The organism is Streptomyces minutiscleroticus, from assembly GCF_014650875.1.
GTDB classification, from domain to species: domain Bacteria; phylum Actinomycetota; class Actinomycetes; order Streptomycetales; family Streptomycetaceae; genus Streptomyces; species Streptomyces minutiscleroticus.
Genome location: NZ_BMVU01000009.1, coordinates 32,834 through 52,825 on the forward strand (window position 1 = coordinate 32,834; position 19,992 = coordinate 52,825).

A 19,992-nucleotide genomic window follows, 5' to 3' on the forward strand; every position below is an offset into this window, starting at 1 on the left:
TCCGTGACACGGCGGACCGACTGGGCCGAGTACGACCACCCCGCCGCCCCATGGGGGCAGGGGCGCGGGGGAGACGGCGCTCGGACCGTAGACGGTGAGAGACCGTACGGCGAAGATCCGTACGGCGACGGACCGTACGGGGGCGGATCGTACGGTGACGATGACGGAACACACGGCGGTGAGCCGTACGACGACGGGACGTACGGCGACGGAGCCGCCGACGGCGGCGGTCTGTCGGACGACAGACCGCCCCGGGGCGACGGGCTCCGCCGGAGCGGCGGGCGGTCCGGCGCCGGGCGGCGCGGCAGCGGTGGCCGGGGGGACGGCGCACGCGGCCGGGGCCGCCGCCGGAGCGGACCCGGTTCCGGCGAGTCCTCCGGCGCGCCGGAGGACGGGGACCTCCCCTCCTCGCCGAGGGGCGCGAAGGAGGAGCCTTCGACGGACCCGGCCGAGCGCGCGCGGGCGATCTGTCTGCGCCTGCTCACCGGGACCCCGCGCACCCGCAAGCAGTTGGCGGACGCGTTGCGCAAGCGCGAGATCCCGGACGACGTGGCGGACGAGGTGCTGTCCCGTTTCGAAGAGGTCGGGCTGATCAACGATGGCGCGTTCGCGGACGCCTGGGTGGAGTCCCGGCACCACGGACGGGGCCTGGCCCGGCGGGCGCTCGCGCGGGAGCTGCGGACGAAGGGCGTGGACTCGGCGCTGATCGACGAGGCCGTCGGACAGCTCGACTCCGAGCAGGAGGAGGAGACCGCGCGCGAGCTCGTCGCCCGCAAGCTGCGCTCCACCCGCGGTCTCGACCGCGACAAGCGGATACGGCGCCTCGCCGGCATGCTCGCCCGCAAGGGCTACTCCGAGGGCATGGCCCTCCGGGTGGTCCGGCAGGCACTGGAGGAAGAGGGCGAGGACACCGACTTCCTGCCGGGGGAGGACTACTGACCGGGTAAGGACTACGGGGAGTCGTCGGCGGACGGTGACGTGACGGCGCGGCGACGCGCTCGCCACCACGGAGACGCGCCGCGATGCCGCGGCGGTGTACGACACGACGGCCTGCCGTGACAGCGGGGCGACGCGCCTTCGGCACGGCGGCGGGGCGATGCGCCACCACCGCCACGGCGGCGTGGTGACGCGCGGCCGCGGCGGCACCGCATCCACCCGGTCACGTCGTTCGGTCACCCGGCCGGTGAGGCGCCACCTCGGCACCCCACCGTCACCGTCCCAGCGCAGCGCGGCGTACGCCGGACGCCCGCGCACACCGCACGGCTCAGCGCGTCACCGGCAGTCCCGCCGCGCGCCACGCCTGGAAGCCGCCGACGAGATCGGTGGCCCGGCGCAGTCCCAGCTGGTGCAGGGAGGCCGCGGCGAGGCTGGAGGCGTACCCCTCGTTGCAGATCACGACGACGCGCAGGTCGTGGCCGGTGGCCTCGGGCACGCGGTGGCTGCCCTGCGGGTCGAGGCGCCACTCCAGTTCGTTGCGCTCGACGACGAGGGCGCCGGGGATCAGGCCGTCCCGCTCGCGCAGCGCCGCGTACCGGATGTCGACCAGGAGCGCCTCGCCGGCCTGCGCGGAGGCATGGGCGTCCGCCGCCTCGATGCGCGCGTAACCCGAGCGCACGCGCTCCAGCAGCTCGTCGATCCCCACGGGCGCCTCGGACCCCGCATGAGCTTCGATCCCCGCGGGTGCCTCGGATCCGATGGGAGCTTCGATCCCCGGGGACGCTCCGGGCCCCGCGGAGGCCGCGGTCCCTGCGGATGCTTCGGACGCCACAGGCGCTCCGGACTCCCCAAACGCTTCGGGACTCACTGCCAGTCCTCCGGTCCCTCGACCTGCTCCAGGCGCAGGACCTGGCCCGTACGGCTGTAGCGGCGGATCCGCGGCAGGGGCGGGTAGTAGGCGTGCACGGAGACCGCGTGCTCCGTGGTGGACTCGTTGAGGACCTCGTGCACGTGATGGCGGCCGAAGGCGCGGCCCCTGCCGGCGGGCAGGCTCCGCTCCCGGTCCACGTCCTCGGTCAGTTCGAGGGTCCGCCAGCCGTCCGTGGGCAGCCGGGCGGCGAGGGAGTTCTCCTTCAGCTCACCCGAGGCGGTGAGGAAGGCGCCGACCGAGTCGGCGTGGTCGTGCCAGCCGGTTCCGGTGCCGGGCGGCCAGCCGATGAGCCAGGCCTCGCTGCCGCCGGGACCCTCCAGCCGCACCCAGGTACGGCCCTCGGGGTCGAGCGGGAGGGAGGCGATCAGATCGGCGTCGGCGGCGGTCCGCCGGACGAAGTCGAGCAGGTCGGCCTGCGTGGGCGCCTGGGCGGGAACGGCCGCGGCGGCCGGGGAGGCCGCGGCCGGGGGCCCGGCGGGAGCGGAGGGCGCGGGAACAGCGGGGGAGACAGACATGGGTACCGTCCTGAGGGTTCGCGTGGGCGCGCGGCAGCACGGAGCGGCGCGCGGAGGGGGATGCGAATTCAGCAGGACGGACGACACACGCAGCCCGCATAACGGACGAGGTCCATGTGGACCCTCCGCCACAGGCGCGCATAGGTGTCGGTCACGTTCCGGAGTACACCATGGAGGTCCGGGCGGGTCAACTCGCCATGACCGTTCCGGACGGCGTGCCCCTGCGAGCCCCGAGGCACCTGCCACGACCGGGGCGGACGGGAGCCGCGACAGGTGCGGCGCGGGGCGCGGGGGACGCCCGCCGGTCCTCGCGCGGCCCGCTCCCGGCCCCCGTCCTCAGCCGGTCCGCCCCTGGCCCCCGGCGACATGTCACCGGACTCCTGCGCACTCCTCGACGTCCTATTCACCGCCTCCCGAAGACGTCCTCGAAGACGTCTTCGAGGCCGGGCCCGAGGCCGGGCCCGGGGGTGAGCCCGAAGCCGCCCGCGCGGCTCTTCGCGGTCCGCCCACGGCGGCCTCGGCGGCCGCGTACAGGTCGTCCGGGTGGACCCCGCTCAGCGCGGTGACCAGATGGCCGTCCGGTCTGACCAGCAGGACGGTGTGGGCGGCGGCGCCCGGATAGCTCTCGGCGACCAGCAGCTCGGCGGCGTGCGGCAGCGCGGCCACGGCGGCCGCGAGCCGCGGCATGATCCCGGCCGACACCCAGTGCTCGCGCGCCCACACCCCGGTGCCCGGCGCGATCAGGACCACGAGCAGGGCCCCGCGGCCCATCCGGTCCCTCAGCTGCACGAACGAACCGTCCTCGGCGGTCACCCGCACGTCCTCGACCGGGGCCCCCGGCAGTGTGGCGACCTCCGTCTCCGACGCGGTGACAGGCGCCGCGAGCGGCGAGTCGGCGTACGTCCCGGGCGCGCCGAGCGGCCCGGTCCCGAGGTGCCCGTCGGTCAGCAGCGTGTCGTGGCCGCGCGCGGAGCCGGGGACGTACGAGCGCAGGGCCGAGCCGCCGCGCAGTATCGGCAGCGCCTGGTCGGCGGCGCGCAGCCGGGCGGCGACGACGGCGCGCCGCTCCTCCTGGTAGCTGTCGAGCAGTGCCTCGTGCGGGCCGTGGTGCCAGGCGAGCGCGAGCTTCCAGGCGAGGTTGTCGGCGTCGCGCAGCCCCTCGTCGACCCCCTGCGTGCCGAGCGCGCCGAGCAGGTGTGCGGCGTCCCCGGCGAGGAACACCCGGCCGGCCCGCCAGCGTCTGGCGAGGCGGTGGTGGACGGTGTGGACGCCGGTGTCCAGCAGCTCGTACGGCGGTGTCGAGCCGCCGCACCAGCCGGCGAGGGTCTCCCGGACGCGCGCCACCAGCAGCTCGGGCGTGACCAGGTCCTTGCCCGGGGGCAGCAGCCAGTCCAGGCGCCACACCCCGTCGGGCAGGGGCCGTCCGGTGATCTCCCCGGCGGACGGCCCGGACATCCGCCACGGCGGCATCCGGTGCAGCAACGCGTCGGCTCCCCAGGGGAGTTCCGTGCGCAGTGCCGCCACGGCGTGGCGTTCGACGGCCGTGCGCCCGGGGAAGCGGATGTCCTGGAGCTTGCGCACCGTGGAGCGCGGCCCGTCGCAGCCGACGAGGTAACTCCCTCTCCACCAGGTGCCCTTGGGCCCGCGGGTGTGCGCGGTGACCCCCGACGCCTCCTGCTCGACGGCGTCGACGCGGCTGTCGACGACGACGCGCACCAGCCGCTCCCCGGCGAGGGTCTCGCGCAGCGCGCCGGTCAGCACGTGCTGGGCGAGGTGCAGCGGGGCCGGCTCGCCGTCGTCGAACGTGATCTCGCGCATCACCTGCTTGCGCCGCAGGGACCGCCATCCGGCCCAGCGGCAGCCGGCCTCGCCGATCGGGAACCCGGTCAGCCGCTCCAGCAGCGCGGCGGTGTCCTCGCGCAGGACGACGCTGCGCGCGAGCCGCTGCTCGTCCTTGCCGGGGCCCTCGTCCAGGACGACGGAGGGGACCTCCTGGCGGGCCAGTGCCAGGGCCAGCGTGAGCCCGACGGGCCCCGCCCCGACGATGATCACCGGGTCCACGGCGCGGCGCCCCCTGCCCGGAACGGTGTCCAGAGTGTCTTGCCGTAACTGACGGGTGGGGCGGGGTGCGCGATCACAGAACGTATGCAACCTATTGCCGGTGCTTGCGTCAAGTGACGGAGGGCAGTGGCGATCATGCCACTGCCCTCCGTCGTTCACATTCCGTCAGCTTCCCGGCCGACGTGCGCTTTTACGCGTCAGGGGGTTTTGCGCACTCCCCCCGTACCTCCGCCGCCGCCGGCCTCGGGGCCCCGGTCGGTGCCGTGCGCGCCGACCAGCTCGCCCGCCACGTTGGTGTCCTCGACGTCGTCGACGTGGAGCACCGCGCCGGTGCTCTTCTTGCTGCGCCGGAGCCTGCCCTCCAGCCAGGAGGCGAAGCTGGTGAGGAGGAAGTTCAGCACGATGAAGACGACCGCCACCACGATGAAGCTGGGGACGACGTTCGCGAAGTTCGCCGCCAGCGTCTTGCGGGCGTTGAGCAGTTCGGTGAAGTTCAGCACGGCGCCACCGAGCGCCGTGTCCTTCACGATGACCACGAGCTGGCTGACGATCGCCGGCAGCATCGCGGTCACGGCCTGCGGCAGCAGGATGCTCGTCATGACCTGCGTCTTGCGCAGACCGATCGCCTGCGCGGCCTCGTTCTGCCCCTTGGGCAGCGACAGGATGCCCGCGCGGACGATCTCGGCGAGCACCGAGGCGTTGTAGAGGACCAGGCCCGTGACCACCGCGTACAGCGGCCGGGACTCGCTGTCGACGCCGCTGTAGTCCGAGTAGAACTGGTTGGCGAAGATCATCAGCATCAGCACCGGGATGGCGCGGAAGAACTCGACGATCACGGCGGCCGGCACCCGTACCCACCGGTGGTCCGACATCCGGGCGATGCCGAGGGCCGCGCCGAGCGGCAGGGCGATGACCATCGCCAGGGCCGCCGCCTTGAGCGTGTTGCCGAGGCCGGGCAGCAGGTACGTCGTCCAGGCCGGGCCCTCGACGAAGGGCCGCCACTTGTCCCCGTCCAGCTGCCCCTTGTCGGACATGGTCTGCCACACCCACCACAGCAGGAGCGCCAGCAGGACGGCGAAGACCACCGAGAGGATCAGGTTGCGCCGCTTGGCCCGGGGGCCGGGTGTGTCGTACAGGACGGAACTCATCGCTTCACCGCCAGTCGCTTGCCGAGCCATCCGAGAAGCAGGCCGGTCGGCAGCGTCAGCACCACGAAGCCCAGGGCGAAGATCGTGGAGATGAGGAGGAGCTGCGCCTCGTTCTCGATCATTTCCTTCATCAGCAGCGCGGCCTCTGCCACGCCGATGGCCGCCGCCACCGTGGTGTTCTTGGTCAGGGCGATCAGTACGTTGGCCAGCGGGCCGATCACCGTGCGGAACGCCTGCGGAAGCACGATGAGCGTGAGCACCTGGGAGAAGCTCAGACCCAGGGCGCGGGCCGCCTCCGCCTGGCCGACGGGCACCGTGTTGATGCCGGAGCGCAGCGCCTCGCACACGAACGTCGAGGTGTAGGCGATCAGGCCCAGCACGGCGAGCCGGAAGAACTTCGCCTCGAAGTCGTCGGCCGCGCCGAGGGCGACGCCGAAGATGTTGGAGAGGCCGAGCGAGGTGAACACGATGATGACGGTGAGCGGAATGTTCCGCACGATGTTCACGTAGGCCGTGCCGAAGCCACGCATCAGCGGCACGGGACTGACCCGCATCCCGGCCAGGACCGTGCCCCAGATCAGGGAGCCGACGGCCGAGAGCAGCGTCAGCTGCACTGTGGTCCAGAACGCCCCTAGGACGTCGTAGCCTTCAAGAAAGTCGAACACGATCTCCCGCGCTTCCGCGTGTGCCGAGGGCGGGGGCGGGCCGCCGTACCGAGCGGCCCGCCACCCCTTCCTGCCTTACTTGACGATGTCGCCGATCTTCGGGGCGGGCTCGTTCTTGTAGTCGGCCGGGCCGAAGTTGTCCTCGACGGCCTTGTCCCAGGCCTTGTCGGCGACCATCTTCTCCAGCGCGGTGTTGATCTTGTCGACCATCTCGGTGTCGCCCTTCTTGACACCGATGCCGTAGTTCTCGTTGCTCAGCTTCAGGCCGGCCAGCTTGACCTTGCCCTTGTACTGCTCCTGCGACGCGTAGCCGGCGAGGATCGAGTCGTCGGTGGTCAGGGCGTCGACCGCACCGCTCACCAGTCCGTCCATGCACTCGGAGTACGTGCCGGTCTGCTGCAGCTGGGCCTTGGGCGCGAAGTCGTTCTTGACGTTCTGCGCGGAGGTGGAGCCGGTGACCGAACACAGCTTCTTGCCGTTGAGGTCCTCGCCCTCGGTGACCTTCTCGTCCGAGCGGACCAGCAGGTCCTGGTGGGCGAGCAGGTACGGGCCGGCGAAGTCGACCTTCTTCTTGCGCTCGTCGTTGATCGAGTAGGTCGCCACGATGAAGTCGACGTCGCCGCGCTCCAGGGCGGTCTCGCGGTCGGCGCTCGGCGTCTCCTTCCACTCGATGTCCGACTCCTTGTAGCCCAGTTCCTTGGCCACGTAGGTCGCGACGTCGACGTCGAAGCCCGAGTAGCTGCCGTCGGGCTCCTTCAGGCCCAGGCCCGGCTGGTCGAACTTGATGCCGATGGTGATCTTGTCCCCGCCCCCGGAGGAGCCGCTGTCCTTGTCGCCGGAGCCGCACGCGGTGGCGGTGGCGGTGAGGGCGAGCACGACGGCCGAGGCGGCGGTGACCTTGCGGAGCTTCATGGTGAATGTCCTTTGCGTGGTGAAGAGAAGACAGGCCGTCAGTGGTGCAGGATCTTCGACAGGAAGTCCTTGGCCCGGTCGCTGCGCGGGTTGCTGAAGAACTGGTCGGGCGCGGCCTCCTCGACGATGCGCCCGTCGGCCATGAAGACCACCCGGTTCGCCGCCGATCGCGCGAAGCCCATCTCGTGGGTGACGACGACCATGGTCATGCCGTCGCGGGCCAGCTGCTGCATGACCTCGAGGACCTCGTTGATCATCTCGGGGTCGAGGGCCGAGGTCGGCTCGTCGAAGAGCATCACCTTCGGATCCATCGCCAGCGCGCGGGCGATCGCGACACGCTGCTGCTGGCCGCCGGACAGCTGCGCCGGGTACTTGTCCGCCTGCGTGCCCACGCCCACGCGGTCCAGCAGGGCCCGTGCCTTCTCCTCGGCCGCCCGCTTGTCCGCCTTGCGGACCTTCAGCTGGCCCAGCATCACGTTCTCGAGCACCGTCTTGTGCGCGAAGAGATTGAACGACTGGAACACCATGCCGACGTCGGCGCGCAGCCGGGCGAGCTCCTTGCCCTCCTGGGGCAGCGGCTTGCCGTCGATGGTGATGTCCCCGGAGTCGATGGTCTCCAGGCGGTTGATCGTGCGGCACAGGGTGGACTTGCCCGACCCGGACGGACCGATGACCACGACGACCTCGCCACGGGCGATGGTCAGGTCGATGTCCTGGAGCACGTGCAACGCACCGAAGTGCTTGTTCACGTTCTTCAGCACGACCAGGTCTTCGGCCGTGGATACGGCGTCCTTGGTCACCGATACTTCGGTCATCGGCCTCTTGCTCCGTCCTCCTCGGTTGCGGAGGACAGTAGTAACCCCGTGAGAGCAGCGTCATTACATCTGAGGGGAATCTGAGCATAACGATCGGGTAGCAACCGGCCACCGACCGTGATGACCTGCGAAGAGCCGCGTACCGGCTGGGTAACGGAAGCCCCTCGAGCGTGGCGGGGCCTTGACGCCGTCCGCCCTCATCGGCGTGACTGCCGTGGTGCACGCGCGCGCGTGCGCCGTGCCCGCACACGGACCGTACGACCGCGAACTGAACAAGAGGGGGCCGGAATGAGACTGCTGCTCGTCGAGGACGACAACCATGTGGCCGCCGCCCTGTCAGCGGTCCTGGCCCGGCACGGGTTCGACGTCACGCACGCCCGCAACGGGGAGGAGGCGCTGCGCGCGCTCGTTCCCGAGAGCGACGGCTTCGGTGTCGTCCTGCTCGACCTGGGACTGCCCGACCAGGACGGCTACGAGGTGTGCGGGAAGATCCGCAAACGCACCACCACCCCGGTGATCATGGTGACCGCGCGCGCGGACGTGCGCTCCCGCATCCACGGGCTCAACCTGGGCGCCGACGACTACGTGGTGAAGCCCTACGACACCGGGGAGCTGCTCGCCCGCATCCACGCCGTCAGCCGGCGCACCGCCTCCGAGGAGACGGCCTCGTCCCCCGAGACGGCGGTCCGGCTCGGCCCGGTCCTCATCGAACTGCCCACCCGCCAGGTCAGCGTGGGGGGCGCGGTGGTCCAGCTGACCCGCAAGGAGTTCGACCTGCTGGCCCTGCTCGCCCAGCGCCCCGGCGTGGTGTTCCGCCGGGAGCAGATCATCAGCGAGGTGTGGCGCACCAGCTGGGAGGGGACGGGACGCACCCTGGAGGTGCACGTCGCGTCGCTGCGCTCCAAGCTGCGCATGCCCGCGCTCATCGAGACCGTACGCGGCGTCGGCTACCGGCTCGTCGCCCCGGCGGCCTAGCGGGGACAGGTGCGCACCAGACTCCTCCCCCTGCTCATCGTCCTGATGGCGGCCGTGCTGCTCGCCCTCGGCGTCCCGCTCGCGGTGAGCGTGGCCGCCGCCGAGCAGCAGCGGGTCGTCGTCGACCGGATCGACGACACCGCGCGCTTCGCCGCCCTCGCCCAGTTCGTCACCGACCGGCGCGGCGGCTCCCGTCTGACCAGCAGCGACGAGCGCACCGAGACCCTGGGCAAGGAACTGCAGACCTACTACGACCTGTACGGCATCCGGGCCGGCGTCTTCTACCGCGAGTCCGACGAGGTGATGGCGAACGCGCCGGTGAACTGGTACGTGCCCAAGGAGGGCGAGGGGCGGGACGCCTTCGAGGAGGCGCGTCTGGGCCGCCGCAGCCACGATCCCGAGCAGGTGTGGCCCTGGCAGCGCGACCGGCTCGTCGTGGCCTCCCCGGTGATCAGGGACGGCGACGTCGTCGCGGTCGTGGTCACCGACTCGCCCACCGACCAGATGCGCACCAGGATCCTGCGCGGCTGGCTGGTCATCGCCGCGGGCGAGACCGCCGCCATGCTCCTCGCCGTCGGCGCCGCCCTGCGCCTGACCGGCTGGGTGCTGCGGCCCGTGCGCGTCCTGGACGCCACCACCCACGACATCGCCACCGGCCGGCTGAAGTCCCGCGTCGCGGCCGCCGGCGGCCCGCCGGAACTCCAGCGCCTGGCCCACTCGTTCAACGAGATGGCGGACCACGTCGAGGACGTCCTGGAGCAGCAGCGCGCCTTCGTCGCCGACGCCTCCCACCAGCTGCGCAACCCCCTGGCCGCCCTGCTGCTGCGCATCGAGCTGCTCGCCCTCGAACTGCCCGAGGGCAACGAGGAGATCGCCTCGGTCCGCGCCGAGGGCAAGCGGCTCGCCCGGGTCCTCGACGACCTGCTCGACCTCGCCCTCGCCGAGCACGCCGAGGCGGACCTGATGCTCACCGACATCGGCGACCTGACCGCCGAGCGCGTCGCGTCCTGGACGCCGCTCGCCGACGACAAGGGCGTACGCCTGGTCGGGACCTGCCCGCCCACGACCGCCTGGGCCGACCCGGTGGCCCTGTCCAGCGCCCTGGACGCGGTGATCGACAACGCGCTGAAGTTCACGCCGCCCGGCGAGAGCGTCGAGGTCGAGGTCGCGGCCGACGGCGAGACGTCCACCGTCGTGGTCACCGACCACGGCCCCGGCCTCGCCGACGACGAACTCGCCCGCGTCGGCGACCGCTTCTGGCGCAGCGGCCGCCACCAGAACATCAAGGGCTCGGGCCTCGGCCTGTCCATCTCCCGGGCCCTGCTCGCGGCCGGCGGCGGCACCATCGCCTACGCGCGCCACGAGCCGCACGGGCTCAGGGTGACGGTCACGGTGCCGCGCTCGGCGCCGCCCCCGGCGGCTACGGTTTGACCGAGCGGTAGTAGCGCCGCGCGCCCTCGTGCAGGTCGAGCGGGTCGGTGTAGACGGCCGTGCGCAGGTCCACCAGTTGCGCGGCGTGCACCTCGCGGCCGATCGTCCCGCGGCTGTCGATCACCGTGCGGGTCACGTCCTCGGTCAGTCCGGCGTCGGTGTCCTCCCGCGTGATGAGGAGGTTGGCCACCGCCAGCGTCGGCACGGACTGGCCCTTCTGCGCCTCCCGGTAGGCGTCGGCGGGCATCACGGAGGCCCGGTAGTAGCCGGACGCGCCGCCCTGCTCGTGCATCTCCTCCACCAGGGACTCCTCGATGGGCACCAGCCGGATGCCGAACTCCTGCGACAGGCTCGTCACCGCGCGCGTGGGCAGCCCGCCCGACCAGAAGAAGGCGTCGATCCTGCCCTCCTCCAGCAGCCGCGGCATGGCGCCGATGCCCTCGGACGACTGCTCGATGTCCGTGCGCGGGTCGAGGCCGGCCGCCTTCAGCACGTGCTCGGCGATCAGCCGTACGCCGGAGCCGCCCGGGCCTATCGCCACCCGCAGACCCTTCAGGTCCCGGACCGACTTCACCTGCGAGGTGTCCGCCACGACCACGTGCACGTAGTCGTCGTAGAGCCGCGCGCAGGCGCGCAGCAGGTCCGCGCCCGGCCGGTCGTCCGCGACGTACTGCTGCACGGCGTCCGCGGCGGCGATGGCGAAGTCGGCCTCGCCGGTGGCGACGCGGGCGATGTTCTCCTGGGACCCCTCGCTGTCCCTCAGCTCGATGTCCAGCCGCGGCAGCCGGTCCGCGAGCTCGTCGTCCAGCAGCTCCCCGTAGCGCTGGTAGACGCCGTTCCGGGTGCCCGTGCTGAAGGTCACCCTGCCGCTCGGCGAGCTCTCGCCCAGCGGCAGCAGCCACCAGGCCAGCAGCCCGAGGACGACGAGCCCGGCGGCCGAACCCCACAGGGCCCGGCGCCGGCCGACAGGGAGGAGCGCCTTGGACATGCGCGCGATCCTGCCAGGCGGGCGCCGGGCTGACCAGGGCCGGACGCCGGGGCCGGGCGGGACGGGGCACCCGGGACCGGGCGGTGGGGCGGGCGGTCCGCGGGGCCCTTCGTCCACGGGCGGGACGGGAGCACGTCCGGCACCGCCTACCCTTGTTGCATGAGCAGCAGCGACCGGAGCCTGGAAGTGGGCGTGAAGACTTACGAGGTGCGCACGTACGGGTGCCAGATGAACGTCCACGACTCCGAGAGGCTCTCCGGGCTGCTGGAGGACGCCGGGTACGTCCGGGCGCCCGAGGGCTCGGACGGCGACGCGGACGTCGTGGTCTTCAACACCTGCGCGGTGCGCGAGAACGCCGACAACCGCCTCTACGGCAACCTCGGCCGGCTCGCCCCGAAGAAGGCCGCGCGGCCCGGCATGCAGATCGCCGTCGGCGGCTGCCTTGCCCAGAAGGACCGCGACACCATCGTGAAGAAGGCGCCCTGGGTCGACGTCGTCTTCGGCACGCACAACATCGGCAAGCTGCCCGTCCTGCTGGAGCGCGCCCGCGTGCAGGAGGAGGCGCAGGTCGAGATCGCCGAGTCGCTGGAGGCATTCCCCTCCACGCTGCCGACCCGCCGCGAGAGCGCGTACGCCGCGTGGGTCTCCATCTCCGTCGGATGCAACAACACCTGCACGTTCTGCATCGTCCCCGCCCTGCGCGGCAAGGAGAAGGACCGCCGCACCGGCGACATCCTGGCCGAGATCGAGGCCCTGGTCGGCGAGGGCGTCTCCGAGATCACCCTGCTCGGCCAGAACGTCAACGCCTACGGCAGCGACATCGGCGACCGCGAGGCCTTCAGCAAGCTGCTGCGGGCCTGCGGACAGATCGACGGCCTGGAGCGGGTCCGCTTCACCTCGCCGCACCCGCGCGACTTCACCGACGACGTGATCGCCGCCATGGCCGAGACGCCGAACGTGATGCCGCAGCTGCACATGCCGCTGCAGTCCGGCTCCGACCCGGTCCTGAAGGCCATGCGCCGCTCCTACCGCCAGGAGCGCTACCTGAACATCATCCGCAAGGTGCGCGAGGCCATCCCGCACGCGGCGATCACCACCGACATCATCGTGGGCTTCCCCGGCGAGACCGAGGAGGACTTCGAGCAGACGCTGCACGTGGTCCGCGAGGCCCGCTTCGCCCAGGCGTTCACCTTCCAGTACTCCAAGCGCCCCGGCACCCCGGCGGCCACCATGGAGAACCAGATCCCCAAGGAGGTCGTCCAGGCGCGCTACGAGCGCCTCGTCGCCCTCCAGGAGGAGATCTCCTGGGAGGAGAACAAGAAGCAGGTCGGCCGCACCCTGGAGCTGATGGTCGCCGAGGGCGAGGGCCGCAAGGACGGTGCCACGCAGCGCCTGTCCGGCCGTGCCCCCGACAACCGCCTGGTGCACTTCACCAAGCCGGAGCAGGAGGTGCGCCCCGGCGACGTGGTGACCGTCGAGGTCACGTACGCCGCCCCGCACCACCTCCTCGCCGAGGGCCCCGTCCTGGACGTGCGCCGCACGCGCGCGGGCGACGCCTGGGAGAAGCGCAACGCGGCCGAGGCCGCGAAGCCCCAGGGCGTGATGCTGGGCCTGCCGAGGATCGGCGTCCCCGAGCCGCTGCCGGTCGCGGCGGGCAGCGCCTGCGGCTGCGACTGACCACGGCCCCGCCCTCGGCCCGCCTCCGTCCGGCCTCTTTGAGGGTTCCGGCCGCCCCGGCCGGCCTTTGACCGGCCCGGGCCCGGCCCGCCCCCGGACGGCCGGGCCGGTCCCGGCCGGATTTGTCCGGCCGGCCTCCGACCGGTCCGTTCCGGTCGGCCCGGCCTGATCACGGCCTGTCCCGACCCGTCCGGCCTCATCCCGGTCCAATCACGGCCTGCCCGTGACCGGGCCGGTCACAGGCAGGCCGCGCGGGGTTCCCGGCCCCGGGCTTGAGGTCGTTCCGGTGGCTTCGGCCCGGTTCCCGGCGGTGTCCGCCGCCGGGGCGCGTACGCTGCCGATCATGCTTGTCGCCGCAGCCGTCTGCCCCTGCCCGCCGCTGCTCGTGCCCGAGGTCGCCTCGGGCGCGGCACCCGAGCTGGACGCCGCCCGCGCCGCGTGCACGGACGCCCTCGGCGTGCTCTCCGCCGCGCGCCCCGACCTGCTGGTCGTCGTGGGGCCCGCCGAGCAGAGCGGCCGCGGCGTCCACGCGGAGGGCGCGCGCGGGTCGTTCCGCGCCTTCGGCGTGGACCTCGGCGTACGGCTGGGCCGCGCGGGGCGGGGCCGGGGACCGGAGGTCGCCGACCGCGAGCTGCCGCCCTCCCTCGCCGTGGCCGCCTGGCTGCTGGAGCACGCCGGCGGCATCGACGCGCCCGTCGAGGGGCTGGGCGTCGGCGACCCGCTGGACCCCGTGCTGTGCCTCGACGCGGGGCGGGAGGTCGCCGGACGGGCCGGACGGGTGGCCCTGCTGGTGATGGGCGACGGCAGCGCGTGCCGGACGGTCAAGGCGCCCGGGTACCTGGACGAGCGGGCGGAGCCCTTCGACGCGGAGGTCGCGCGGGCGCTGGGCACGGCGGACGTGGCGGCGCTGAAGGCGCTGGACACCGGCCTGGCGCACGAGCTGAAGGCCGCGGGCCGCGCCCCCTGGCAGGTGCTCGCGGGAGCGGCCGAGGGCGCGTCCCTGACCGGCGAGCTCCTGTACGAGGACGCGCCCTACGGCGTGGGATACGTGGTGGCCGCCTGGACGTAGGCGGTACAGGCGCCCGCCGCGTACCGGACCGCCGGACCGCGGCGGAGGGGAGGCGAGGGGCACTGGGCCCCCGCCTCCCCCTCCTCCTCGCCGCCGGGACCGGCCGCGGACGTACGGCGACGGCCCTCCGTCCGCGGAACGGTCAGCTGCGGGCGGCCTCGCCCGCGGGCTCGTTGTCGACGGCCCGCTCGGCCGACTGCTGCCGCGGGATCTCGACCTCGCCCGACGCCTCGTCCGGCGCCCCGCCCGACACCCTGTCCGGGGCCTCGTCGGCCGCCTCCCCGGGCGCGGCCTGTGCCGCCGACCCGGTCCGCGCCTCGTCACCGGCGGTCTCACCGGCCGTCTCCCCGGCCGTACCCGGCGCCTCCTGCGCCGTCCCCTCTTCCCGCTCTCCCCGGGGCGCCTCGGCCCCGGTCCCGGTTCCGGCCGCCGCCCCGGCCCCGGTCTCCGGCCCGGTCGCCGGTGCGCTCTTCGTGCCCTCGCCGTCGGCCACCACGGTGGCCGCCGTCTCGGCGGCCGGTGCCTCTGCGGTGGCCTTCGACCTGCGCAGGAGTCGCGCGAAAATACCCATATCCGCTCCATGTAGTGCTCGTGCGGGCGATATCCCGCGCATCCCGGTGTGCCTCGTTGCCTCGCCCGGGGCGCCGGTCCTCGAACCGGCGGTTGAAACCTCGCAACAGGCAACGAACCCGGAGCCGTGGCGTCACGTCGCTCGTTCGAGAAGGGGCGTGCGGGTTTGCGAGACTGTGGCGGTGAGTAGTGCAGCCCCCGCTCCGCGGGTCATCGCCGTCGTCGGTCCCACCGCCGCGGGAAAGTCCGATCTGGGTGTCCACCTGGCGCAGCGTCTCGGCGGCGAGGTCATCAACGCCGACTCGATGCAGCTCTACCGGGGCATGGACATCGGTACCGCCAAACTGACGCCCGAGGAGCGCGGCGGGGTCCCGCACCACCTCCTCGACGTCTGGGACGTCACCGTGACGGCGAGCGTCGCCGAGTACCAGAGGCTCGCCCGCGAGCGGATCGACGCACTGCTCGCCGAGGGGCGCTGGCCGATCCTGGTCGGCGGCTCCGGCCTGTACGTCCGCGGCGCCGTGGACCACCTGGAGTTCCCGGGCACCGACCCCGAGGTGCGGGCCCGCCTGGAGGAGGAGCTCGCGCTGCGCGGCTCCGGCACGCTGCACGCCCGGCTGGCCGCCGCCGACCCCGAGGCCGCGCGGGCCATCCTGCCCGGCAACGGCCGCCGCATCGTGCGGGCCCTGGAGGTCATCGAGATCACCGGCAGGCCGTTCACCGCGAACCTGCCCGGCCACGACTCGGTGTACGACACCGTGCAGATCGGCGTCGACGTGCCCCGTCCCGAGCTCGACGAGCGCATCGCCCGGCGCGTCGACCGCATGTGGGAGGCCGGCCTCGTCGACGAGGTGCGCGCGCTGGAGGCCCAGGGGCTGCGGGAGGGGCGTACGGCATCGCGCGCGCTCGGCTATCAGCAGGTGCTCGCGGCGCTCGCAGGGGAGTGCGGTGAGGACGAGGCGCGCGCCGAGACCGTGCGCGCCACCAAGCGGTTCGCCCGGCGCCAGGACTCCTGGTTCCGGCGTGACCCCAGGGTGCACTGGCTGAGCGGGGCCGCGACGGACGCCGGGGAACTTCCGGGGCTGGCTCTCACGTTGGTCGAACGACCGGTTACAGCCTGATCACGTCATGGCATCGGGACGCCCCGCCCGCCGTTGGGGCCTCCGGCGCCGTGCCATCATCGAGCTTCGATCGACCAAGTGGAGTCCGAGTTGGGAGGGCGCGTGGCGATGGAGGCCGGCCCTCGCGACACCGCACCAGGCGGCAAGAACGTCACCGCCGAGGGCGGTGCGCACGTCACCGTGCCGGAGCCGGTCGACGACCGGCTGGACCCGGACGGCGACCGACTGGCGCCGGACGGTGACCGGCTGACCCCGGACGGGCCGGACGATCCCCCCGGCGTGACCGACGACGGGCCCGGGCCCGACGAGATGTTCGCGGAGCCCGAGGTCGAGGTCGAGCTGCGCCCGCAGCGCAGGCTGCGCATCTGGCAGCTCGCGCCCATCGTGGGGCTCTCCGCGCTCGGCTCCCTGATGTTCGCGTTCCCGCTCGCCTTCGACTTCGGCGAGAGCGGCGCCATGATCGCCATGCTCGGCCTGCTGATCTGCTCGTGCGCGGCGGGCTGGGGCATGATGGCCGCCCGCCGCGTCGGCCACACCTGGCCCGGGCTGGCCCAGCGCGGCTCCGACCGCCGCCGGGACTGGCGGGTCGTGCTCCTGTACGCCGTGGTGGTCACCGCCGTCGTGGTGCTCGCGGTGTGGCGGGTGGCCCGCCTGCGCTGACCGGCACCGCCCCGCCGGACGCGTCCTGCGTCCCGGCGGGCCCGAGCCCGTCACCGCCTCTCCGGGAACCGTCTCCGGAGAAGCCTCCCCGAGAAGCCGTCTCGGAAGCGGCCTCTCCGAGGCACCGTCCCGGGGGCCGCCGCACCGCCTCCGCGAGCCGTCGCGCCGGCACCGTCCGGAGCGTGGCGCCGGCCGGCGTGCGACGTCGCGCCGGCCCGGCGCGAGGCGGCCCGCGGACCCCGTACGATCGAGGAATGAGCACGCGGATCGCCTTCCTCAAGGGGCACGGCACCGAGAACGACTTCGTGATCGTCCCGGACCCCGACAACACCGTCGACCTGCCCCCGGCCACCGTGGCCGCCCTGTGCGACCGCCGCGCGGGCGTCGGCGGCGACGGCGTGCTGCACGCCGTGCGCTCGGCGGCGCACCCCGAGGCCCGGGAGATGGCGGCCGAGGCGGAGTGGTTCATGGACTACCGCAACGGCGACGGCTCGGTCGCCGAGATGTGCGGCAACGGCGTACGGGTCTTCGCGCGCTACCTCCAGCACGCCGGGCACGTCACCGAGGGGGACCTCGCGATCGCCACGCGCGGCGGCGTGAAGAGGGTCCACCTCGCCAAGGACGGCGACGTCACCGTCGACATGGGCCGGGCGCTCCTGCCCGAGGGCGAGGTCTCCGTGCGCGTCGGCGGGCGCAGCTGGCCCGCCCGCAACGTGAACATGGGCAACCCGCACGCGGTCGCCTTCGTCGACGACCTCGACCACGCCGGCGACCTGCTGAGCCCGCCGCCCGTCAGCCCGGCGGCCGCCTACCCGGACGGCGTGAACGTGGAGTTCGTCGTCGACCGCGGACCCCGGCACGTCGCGCTGCGCGTGCACGAGCGCGGCTCCGGCGAGACCCGTTCGTGCGGCACGGGCGCGTGCGCCGTGGCCGTCGCCGCCGCGCGCCGGGACGGCGTCGACCCGGCCGCGACCGGGACGCCCGCCACGTACACCGTCGACGTGCCCGGCGGACGGCTGGTGATCACCGAGCGCCCCGACGGCGGGATCGAGATGACGGGGCCCGCGGTGATCGTCGCCGAGGGCGAGATCGACACGGAGTGGCTCGAAACGGTCCGGCGGTGAACCACTTCGAGATCCAAAACCGGCCAGGTCTGAACCTTCGCTCGAATGGGTGATCCGTTTCACGCTCGGCGAGAGGCGGTCGGCCGGGCGTGGTGGGCTCGGTAGCATCAAGGACCGGCCCGGACGGGGGAACGACACGGTCCCCTTCGGCGCGTACGCCGTGGGGCACCCCGTCCGCCGGTCCACGCAGCCGGAGGTGCCCATGAGTGCGGAGGCGACGAATCCCGCGACGCCAGGTCCAGTACCGGGAGCGCGGCGCAGGCGCGGCCGCCCGCGCATCGACCTGCGCCGCATCGGCCGGGCGGCGCTCCTGGGACCCGCGGCCCGCGACCGGCTGCCCGACGCGATCGGGCACGTCGTCGAGGCCCACCGCGCGCACCACCCCGAGGCCGACCTGGACCCCCTGCGCCGGGCGTACGTCCTGGCCGAGTCCTCGCACCGCGGCCAGATGCGCAAGAGCGGCGAGCCCTACATCACGCACCCGCTCGCGGTGACCCTGATCCTGGCCGAACTGGGCGCCGAGACCACGACGCTGACCGCCTCCCTGCTCCACGACACCGTCGAGGACACGGAAGTGACGCTCGACCAGGTGCGGGACCAGTTCGGCGAGGAGGTCCGCTACCTGGTCGACGGCGTCACCAAGCTGGAGAAGGTCGACTACGGGGCGGCGGCCGAGCCCGAGACGTTCCGCAAGATGCTCGTGGCCACCGGCAACGACGTCCGCGTGATGTCGATCAAACTGGCCGACCGGCTGCACAACATGCGCACCCTGGGCGTCATGCGGCCCGAGAAACAGGCCCGCATCGCCAAGGTGACCCGCGACGTCCTGATCCCCCTCGCCGAGCGGCTCGGCGTCCAGATGCTCAAGACGGAGCTGGAGGACCTCGTCTTCGCGATCCTGCACCCCGAGGAGTACGCGCGCACCCGGGAGCTCATCGCCGCCAACGCCGCCCGGGACGGCGACCCCCTCGCCGAGGTCGCGGAGGAGGTGCGCGGCGTCCTGCGCGAGGCCGGGCTCCAGGCCGACGTGCAGATCAGGCCCCGCCACTTCGTCTCCGTGCACCGCATCTCGCGCAAGCGCGGCGACCTGCGCGGCACCGACTTCGGCCGCATCCTGGTGCTCGTGAACGAGGACGCCGACTGCTACGGCGTCCTCGGCGAGCTGCACACCTGCCTCACGCCGGTGGTGTCGGAGTTCAAGGACTTCATCGCCGTCCCCAAGTTCAACCTGTACCAGTCGCTGCACACGGCCGTGGCCCGCCCCAGCGGCGAGATCGCCGAGGTGCTCATCCGCACCCACCAGATGCACAAGGTCGCCGAGGCCGGCGTGATCGCGCTCGGCAACCCCTACGCCGGGCCGCCGGAGGACCAGGCCGACAGCGACGGCGAACGCGCCGACCCGACCCGCCCCGGCTGGCTCTCCCGCCTCCTCACCTGGCAGGAGGCGGCCCCGGACCCCGACACGTTCTGGTCCACCCTGCGCGCCGACCTCGCCCAGGACCGGGAGATCACCGTCTTCCGCGCCGACGGCGGCTCGCTGGGGCTGCCCGAGGGCGCCAGCTGCGTCGACGCCGCCTACGCCCAGTACGGGGAGGACGCGCACGCCTGCATCGGCGCCCGCGTCAACGGCCGCCTCGCGACCCTGAGCACGGTCCTGCGCGACGGTGACACCGTGCAGCTCCTCATGGGGCAGGACCCCGCCTCCGAGCCCTCCAGGGAGTGGCTGGAGCACGCGCACACGCCCACCGCCCGCATCGCCATCCAGCGCTGGCTCGCCACCCACCCCGCGGCCGCCGAGACGGCCGCCGACACGCCCCGGAGCGGCGGTTCCCCCGACCGGCGCCCGCCCGCCGACGGCCCCGCCCCGCGCCCCGCCGCCGCGGACGTCGTCGTCGACCGGCCCGGCGCCTCCGTGCGCCTCGCCGGCTGCTGCACGCCCGTACCGCCCGACGGCATCACCGGCTTCGCCGTGCGCGGGGGAGTGGTGACCGTGCACCGCCTGGAGTGCGCGGGGGTCCGGCGCATGAAGGTCACGGGGCGCACCGAGGTCGCGGTGCGCTGGGGGGACACCACGGAGTGCCGCGTCACCCTGGTCGCCGAGTCCTTCGGGCGGGCCCACCTGCTCGCCGACCTCACCGAGGCCATCGCCGTGGAGGGCGTCGCCATCGTCTCCGCGACCGTCGAGCCCCCCAGCCAGCAGCGCGTACGGCACACCTACTCGCTCCAGCTGCCGGACGCCGCCCGGCTGCCCGCCCTGATGAGGGCGATGCGCAACGTGCCGGGCGTGTACGACGTGCGGCGCGCGCAGTACGCGGCGGCGGCCGCGCGGTAGCACCCGTTCGGGTGGGTGGGACGCGCGTCGCCGCCGTGGGGCGTGCGGCCGCTGATAGCCGT

At 73.4% G+C, this 19,992-nt stretch carries 19 protein-coding genes; 9 read left to right on the top strand and 10 right to left on the bottom strand.

Annotated features, from left to right (window positions below; all coding sequences use genetic code 11):
• Positions 1–3: 3 nt before the first annotated feature.
• Positions 4–939 carry a recombination regulator RecX gene (gene recX, locus IE271_RS12635; protein WP_190190355.1) on the top strand — a complete coding sequence of 312 codons (936 nt, stop codon included), beginning with the start codon at positions 4–6 and terminating at the stop codon, positions 937–939.
• A 325-nt stretch (positions 940–1,264) separates the two neighbouring features.
• On the opposite strand, the gene IE271_RS12640 is transcribed toward recX, so the two are convergent.
• The 8 genes from IE271_RS12640 to IE271_RS12670 form a co-directional block, all read right to left on the bottom strand.
• Complete coding sequence (locus IE271_RS12640; RefSeq protein WP_229919303.1) at positions 1,265–1,696, bottom strand: rhodanese-like domain-containing protein; 432 nt, start codon at positions 1,694–1,696, stop codon at positions 1,265–1,267.
• 104 nt (positions 1,697–1,800) lie between these two features.
• Positions 1,801–2,382 carry a cupin domain-containing protein gene (locus IE271_RS12645; RefSeq protein WP_190190357.1) on the bottom strand — a complete coding sequence of 194 codons (582 nt, stop codon included), beginning with the start codon at positions 2,380–2,382 and terminating at the stop codon, positions 1,801–1,803.
• A gap of 68 nt (positions 2,383–2,450) precedes the next feature.
• Complete coding sequence (locus IE271_RS43940) at positions 2,451–2,750, bottom strand: putative leader peptide (RefSeq protein WP_351280308.1); 300 nt, start codon at positions 2,748–2,750, stop codon at positions 2,451–2,453.
• 31 nt (positions 2,751–2,781) lie between these two features.
• The gene (locus IE271_RS12650) at positions 2,782–4,443 is read right to left on the bottom strand and encodes an FAD-dependent monooxygenase (RefSeq protein ID WP_190190358.1); all 1,662 of its coding nucleotides are present in this window, start codon (positions 4,441–4,443) and stop codon (positions 2,782–2,784) included.
• Between the two features lie 197 nt (positions 4,444–4,640).
• The gene (locus IE271_RS12655) at positions 4,641–5,591 is read right to left on the bottom strand and encodes an amino acid ABC transporter permease (RefSeq protein ID WP_190190359.1); all 951 of its coding nucleotides are present in this window, start codon (positions 5,589–5,591) and stop codon (positions 4,641–4,643) included.
• Positions 5,588–6,256 carry an amino acid ABC transporter permease gene (locus IE271_RS12660; protein WP_190190360.1) on the bottom strand — a complete coding sequence of 223 codons (669 nt, stop codon included), beginning with the start codon at positions 6,254–6,256 and terminating at the stop codon, positions 5,588–5,590. The genes IE271_RS12655 and IE271_RS12660 overlap by 4 nt, the downstream gene beginning before the upstream one ends.
• A 75-nt stretch (positions 6,257–6,331) precedes the next feature.
• Positions 6,332–7,168, bottom strand: a complete 837-nt coding sequence (locus IE271_RS12665) for a glutamate ABC transporter substrate-binding protein (protein WP_190190361.1) — start codon at positions 7,166–7,168, stop codon at positions 6,332–6,334.
• 38 nt (positions 7,169–7,206) lie between these two features.
• Positions 7,207–7,983, bottom strand: coding sequence for an amino acid ABC transporter ATP-binding protein (locus IE271_RS12670; RefSeq protein ID WP_190190362.1), 777 nt, complete (start codon positions 7,981–7,983; stop codon positions 7,207–7,209).
• A 288-nt stretch (positions 7,984–8,271) separates the two neighbouring features.
• Between IE271_RS12670 and IE271_RS12675 the strand changes: the two genes are divergently transcribed.
• Positions 8,272–8,958, top strand: coding sequence for a response regulator transcription factor (locus IE271_RS12675; RefSeq protein ID WP_190190363.1), 687 nt, complete (start codon positions 8,272–8,274; stop codon positions 8,956–8,958).
• Positions 8,959–8,967: 9 nt separating this feature from the next.
• Positions 8,968–10,389, top strand: a complete 1,422-nt coding sequence (locus IE271_RS12680; RefSeq protein ID WP_190190364.1) for a sensor histidine kinase — start codon at positions 8,968–8,970, stop codon at positions 10,387–10,389.
• Here the strand turns inward: IE271_RS12680 and IE271_RS12685 are convergent.
• Positions 10,379–11,377, bottom strand: a complete 999-nt coding sequence (locus tag IE271_RS12685; RefSeq protein WP_190190365.1) for a TAXI family TRAP transporter solute-binding subunit — start codon at positions 11,375–11,377, stop codon at positions 10,379–10,381. The two genes, IE271_RS12680 and IE271_RS12685, sit on opposite strands and share 11 nt — an antisense overlap.
• Positions 11,378–11,536: 159 nt before the next feature.
• On the opposite strand from IE271_RS12685, the gene miaB reads away from it, so the two are divergent.
• Entirely contained in the window at positions 11,537–13,054 is a 1,518-nt protein-coding gene (miaB, locus tag IE271_RS12690) for a tRNA (N6-isopentenyl adenosine(37)-C2)-methylthiotransferase MiaB (RefSeq protein WP_190190366.1), read from the top strand.
• 343 nt (positions 13,055–13,397) lie between these two features.
• Positions 13,398–14,123 carry a class III extradiol dioxygenase subunit B-like domain-containing protein gene (locus IE271_RS12695; protein ID WP_190190367.1) on the top strand — a complete coding sequence of 242 codons (726 nt, stop codon included), beginning with the start codon at positions 13,398–13,400 and terminating at the stop codon, positions 14,121–14,123.
• Between the two features lie 142 nt (positions 14,124–14,265).
• Here the strand turns inward: IE271_RS12695 and IE271_RS12700 are convergent, their stop codons facing one another.
• Positions 14,266–14,694: a hypothetical protein gene (locus tag IE271_RS12700; RefSeq protein ID WP_190190368.1), complete on the bottom strand. Its 429-nt coding sequence runs from the start codon at positions 14,692–14,694 to the stop codon at positions 14,266–14,268.
• Between the two features lie 181 nt (positions 14,695–14,875).
• Between IE271_RS12700 and miaA the strand changes: the two genes are divergently transcribed.
• The 4 genes from miaA (at position 14,876) to IE271_RS12720 (ending at position 19,930) form a co-directional block, all read left to right on the top strand.
• Positions 14,876–15,814 carry a tRNA (adenosine(37)-N6)-dimethylallyltransferase MiaA gene (gene miaA / locus IE271_RS12705; protein ID WP_190190369.1) on the top strand — a complete coding sequence of 313 codons (939 nt, stop codon included), beginning with the start codon at positions 14,876–14,878 and terminating at the stop codon, positions 15,812–15,814.
• Between the two features lie 108 nt (positions 15,815–15,922).
• Positions 15,923–16,474 carry a hypothetical protein gene (locus IE271_RS12710; RefSeq protein WP_190190458.1) on the top strand — a complete coding sequence of 184 codons (552 nt, stop codon included), beginning with the start codon at positions 15,923–15,925 and terminating at the stop codon, positions 16,472–16,474.
• 254 nt (positions 16,475–16,728) lie between these two features.
• Complete coding sequence (dapF, locus tag IE271_RS12715; protein WP_190190370.1) at positions 16,729–17,598, top strand: diaminopimelate epimerase; 870 nt, start codon at positions 16,729–16,731, stop codon at positions 17,596–17,598.
• Between the two features lie 202 nt (positions 17,599–17,800).
• Entirely contained in the window at positions 17,801–19,930 is a 2,130-nt protein-coding gene (locus IE271_RS12720) for a RelA/SpoT family protein (RefSeq protein WP_190190371.1), read from the top strand.
• Positions 19,931–19,992: the final 62 nt, after the last annotated feature.

Coding starts and splice junctions, on each gene's coding strand:
- IE271_RS12645 (WP_190190357.1), bottom strand. CDS start 2,382: ATGTCTGTCTCCCCCGCTGTTCCCGCGCCCTCCGCTCCCGCCGGGCCC.
- IE271_RS12665 (WP_190190361.1), bottom strand. CDS start 7,168: ATGAAGCTCCGCAAGGTCACCGCCGCCTCGGCCGTCGTGCTCGCCCTC.
- IE271_RS12655 (WP_190190359.1), bottom strand. CDS start 5,591: ATGAGTTCCGTCCTGTACGACACACCCGGCCCCCGGGCCAAGCGGCGC.
- IE271_RS12675 (WP_190190363.1), top strand. CDS start 8,272: ATGAGACTGCTGCTCGTCGAGGACGACAACCATGTGGCCGCCGCCCTG.
- IE271_RS43940 (WP_351280308.1), bottom strand. CDS start 2,750: ATGTCGCCGGGGGCCAGGGGCGGACCGGCTGAGGACGGGGGCCGGGAG.
- IE271_RS12700 (WP_190190368.1), bottom strand. CDS start 14,694: ATGGGTATTTTCGCGCGACTCCTGCGCAGGTCGAAGGCCACCGCAGAG.
- IE271_RS12670 (WP_190190362.1), bottom strand. CDS start 7,983: ATGACCGAAGTATCGGTGACCAAGGACGCCGTATCCACGGCCGAAGAC.
- IE271_RS12720 (WP_190190371.1), top strand. CDS start 17,801: ATGAGTGCGGAGGCGACGAATCCCGCGACGCCAGGTCCAGTACCGGGA.
- miaB (WP_190190366.1), top strand. CDS start 11,537: ATGAGCAGCAGCGACCGGAGCCTGGAAGTGGGCGTGAAGACTTACGAG.
- IE271_RS12710 (WP_190190458.1), top strand. CDS start 15,923: ATGGAGGCCGGCCCTCGCGACACCGCACCAGGCGGCAAGAACGTCACC.
- dapF (WP_190190370.1), top strand. CDS start 16,729: ATGAGCACGCGGATCGCCTTCCTCAAGGGGCACGGCACCGAGAACGAC.
- IE271_RS12695 (WP_190190367.1), top strand. CDS start 13,398: ATGCTTGTCGCCGCAGCCGTCTGCCCCTGCCCGCCGCTGCTCGTGCCC.
- IE271_RS12685 (WP_190190365.1), bottom strand. CDS start 11,377: ATGTCCAAGGCGCTCCTCCCTGTCGGCCGGCGCCGGGCCCTGTGGGGT.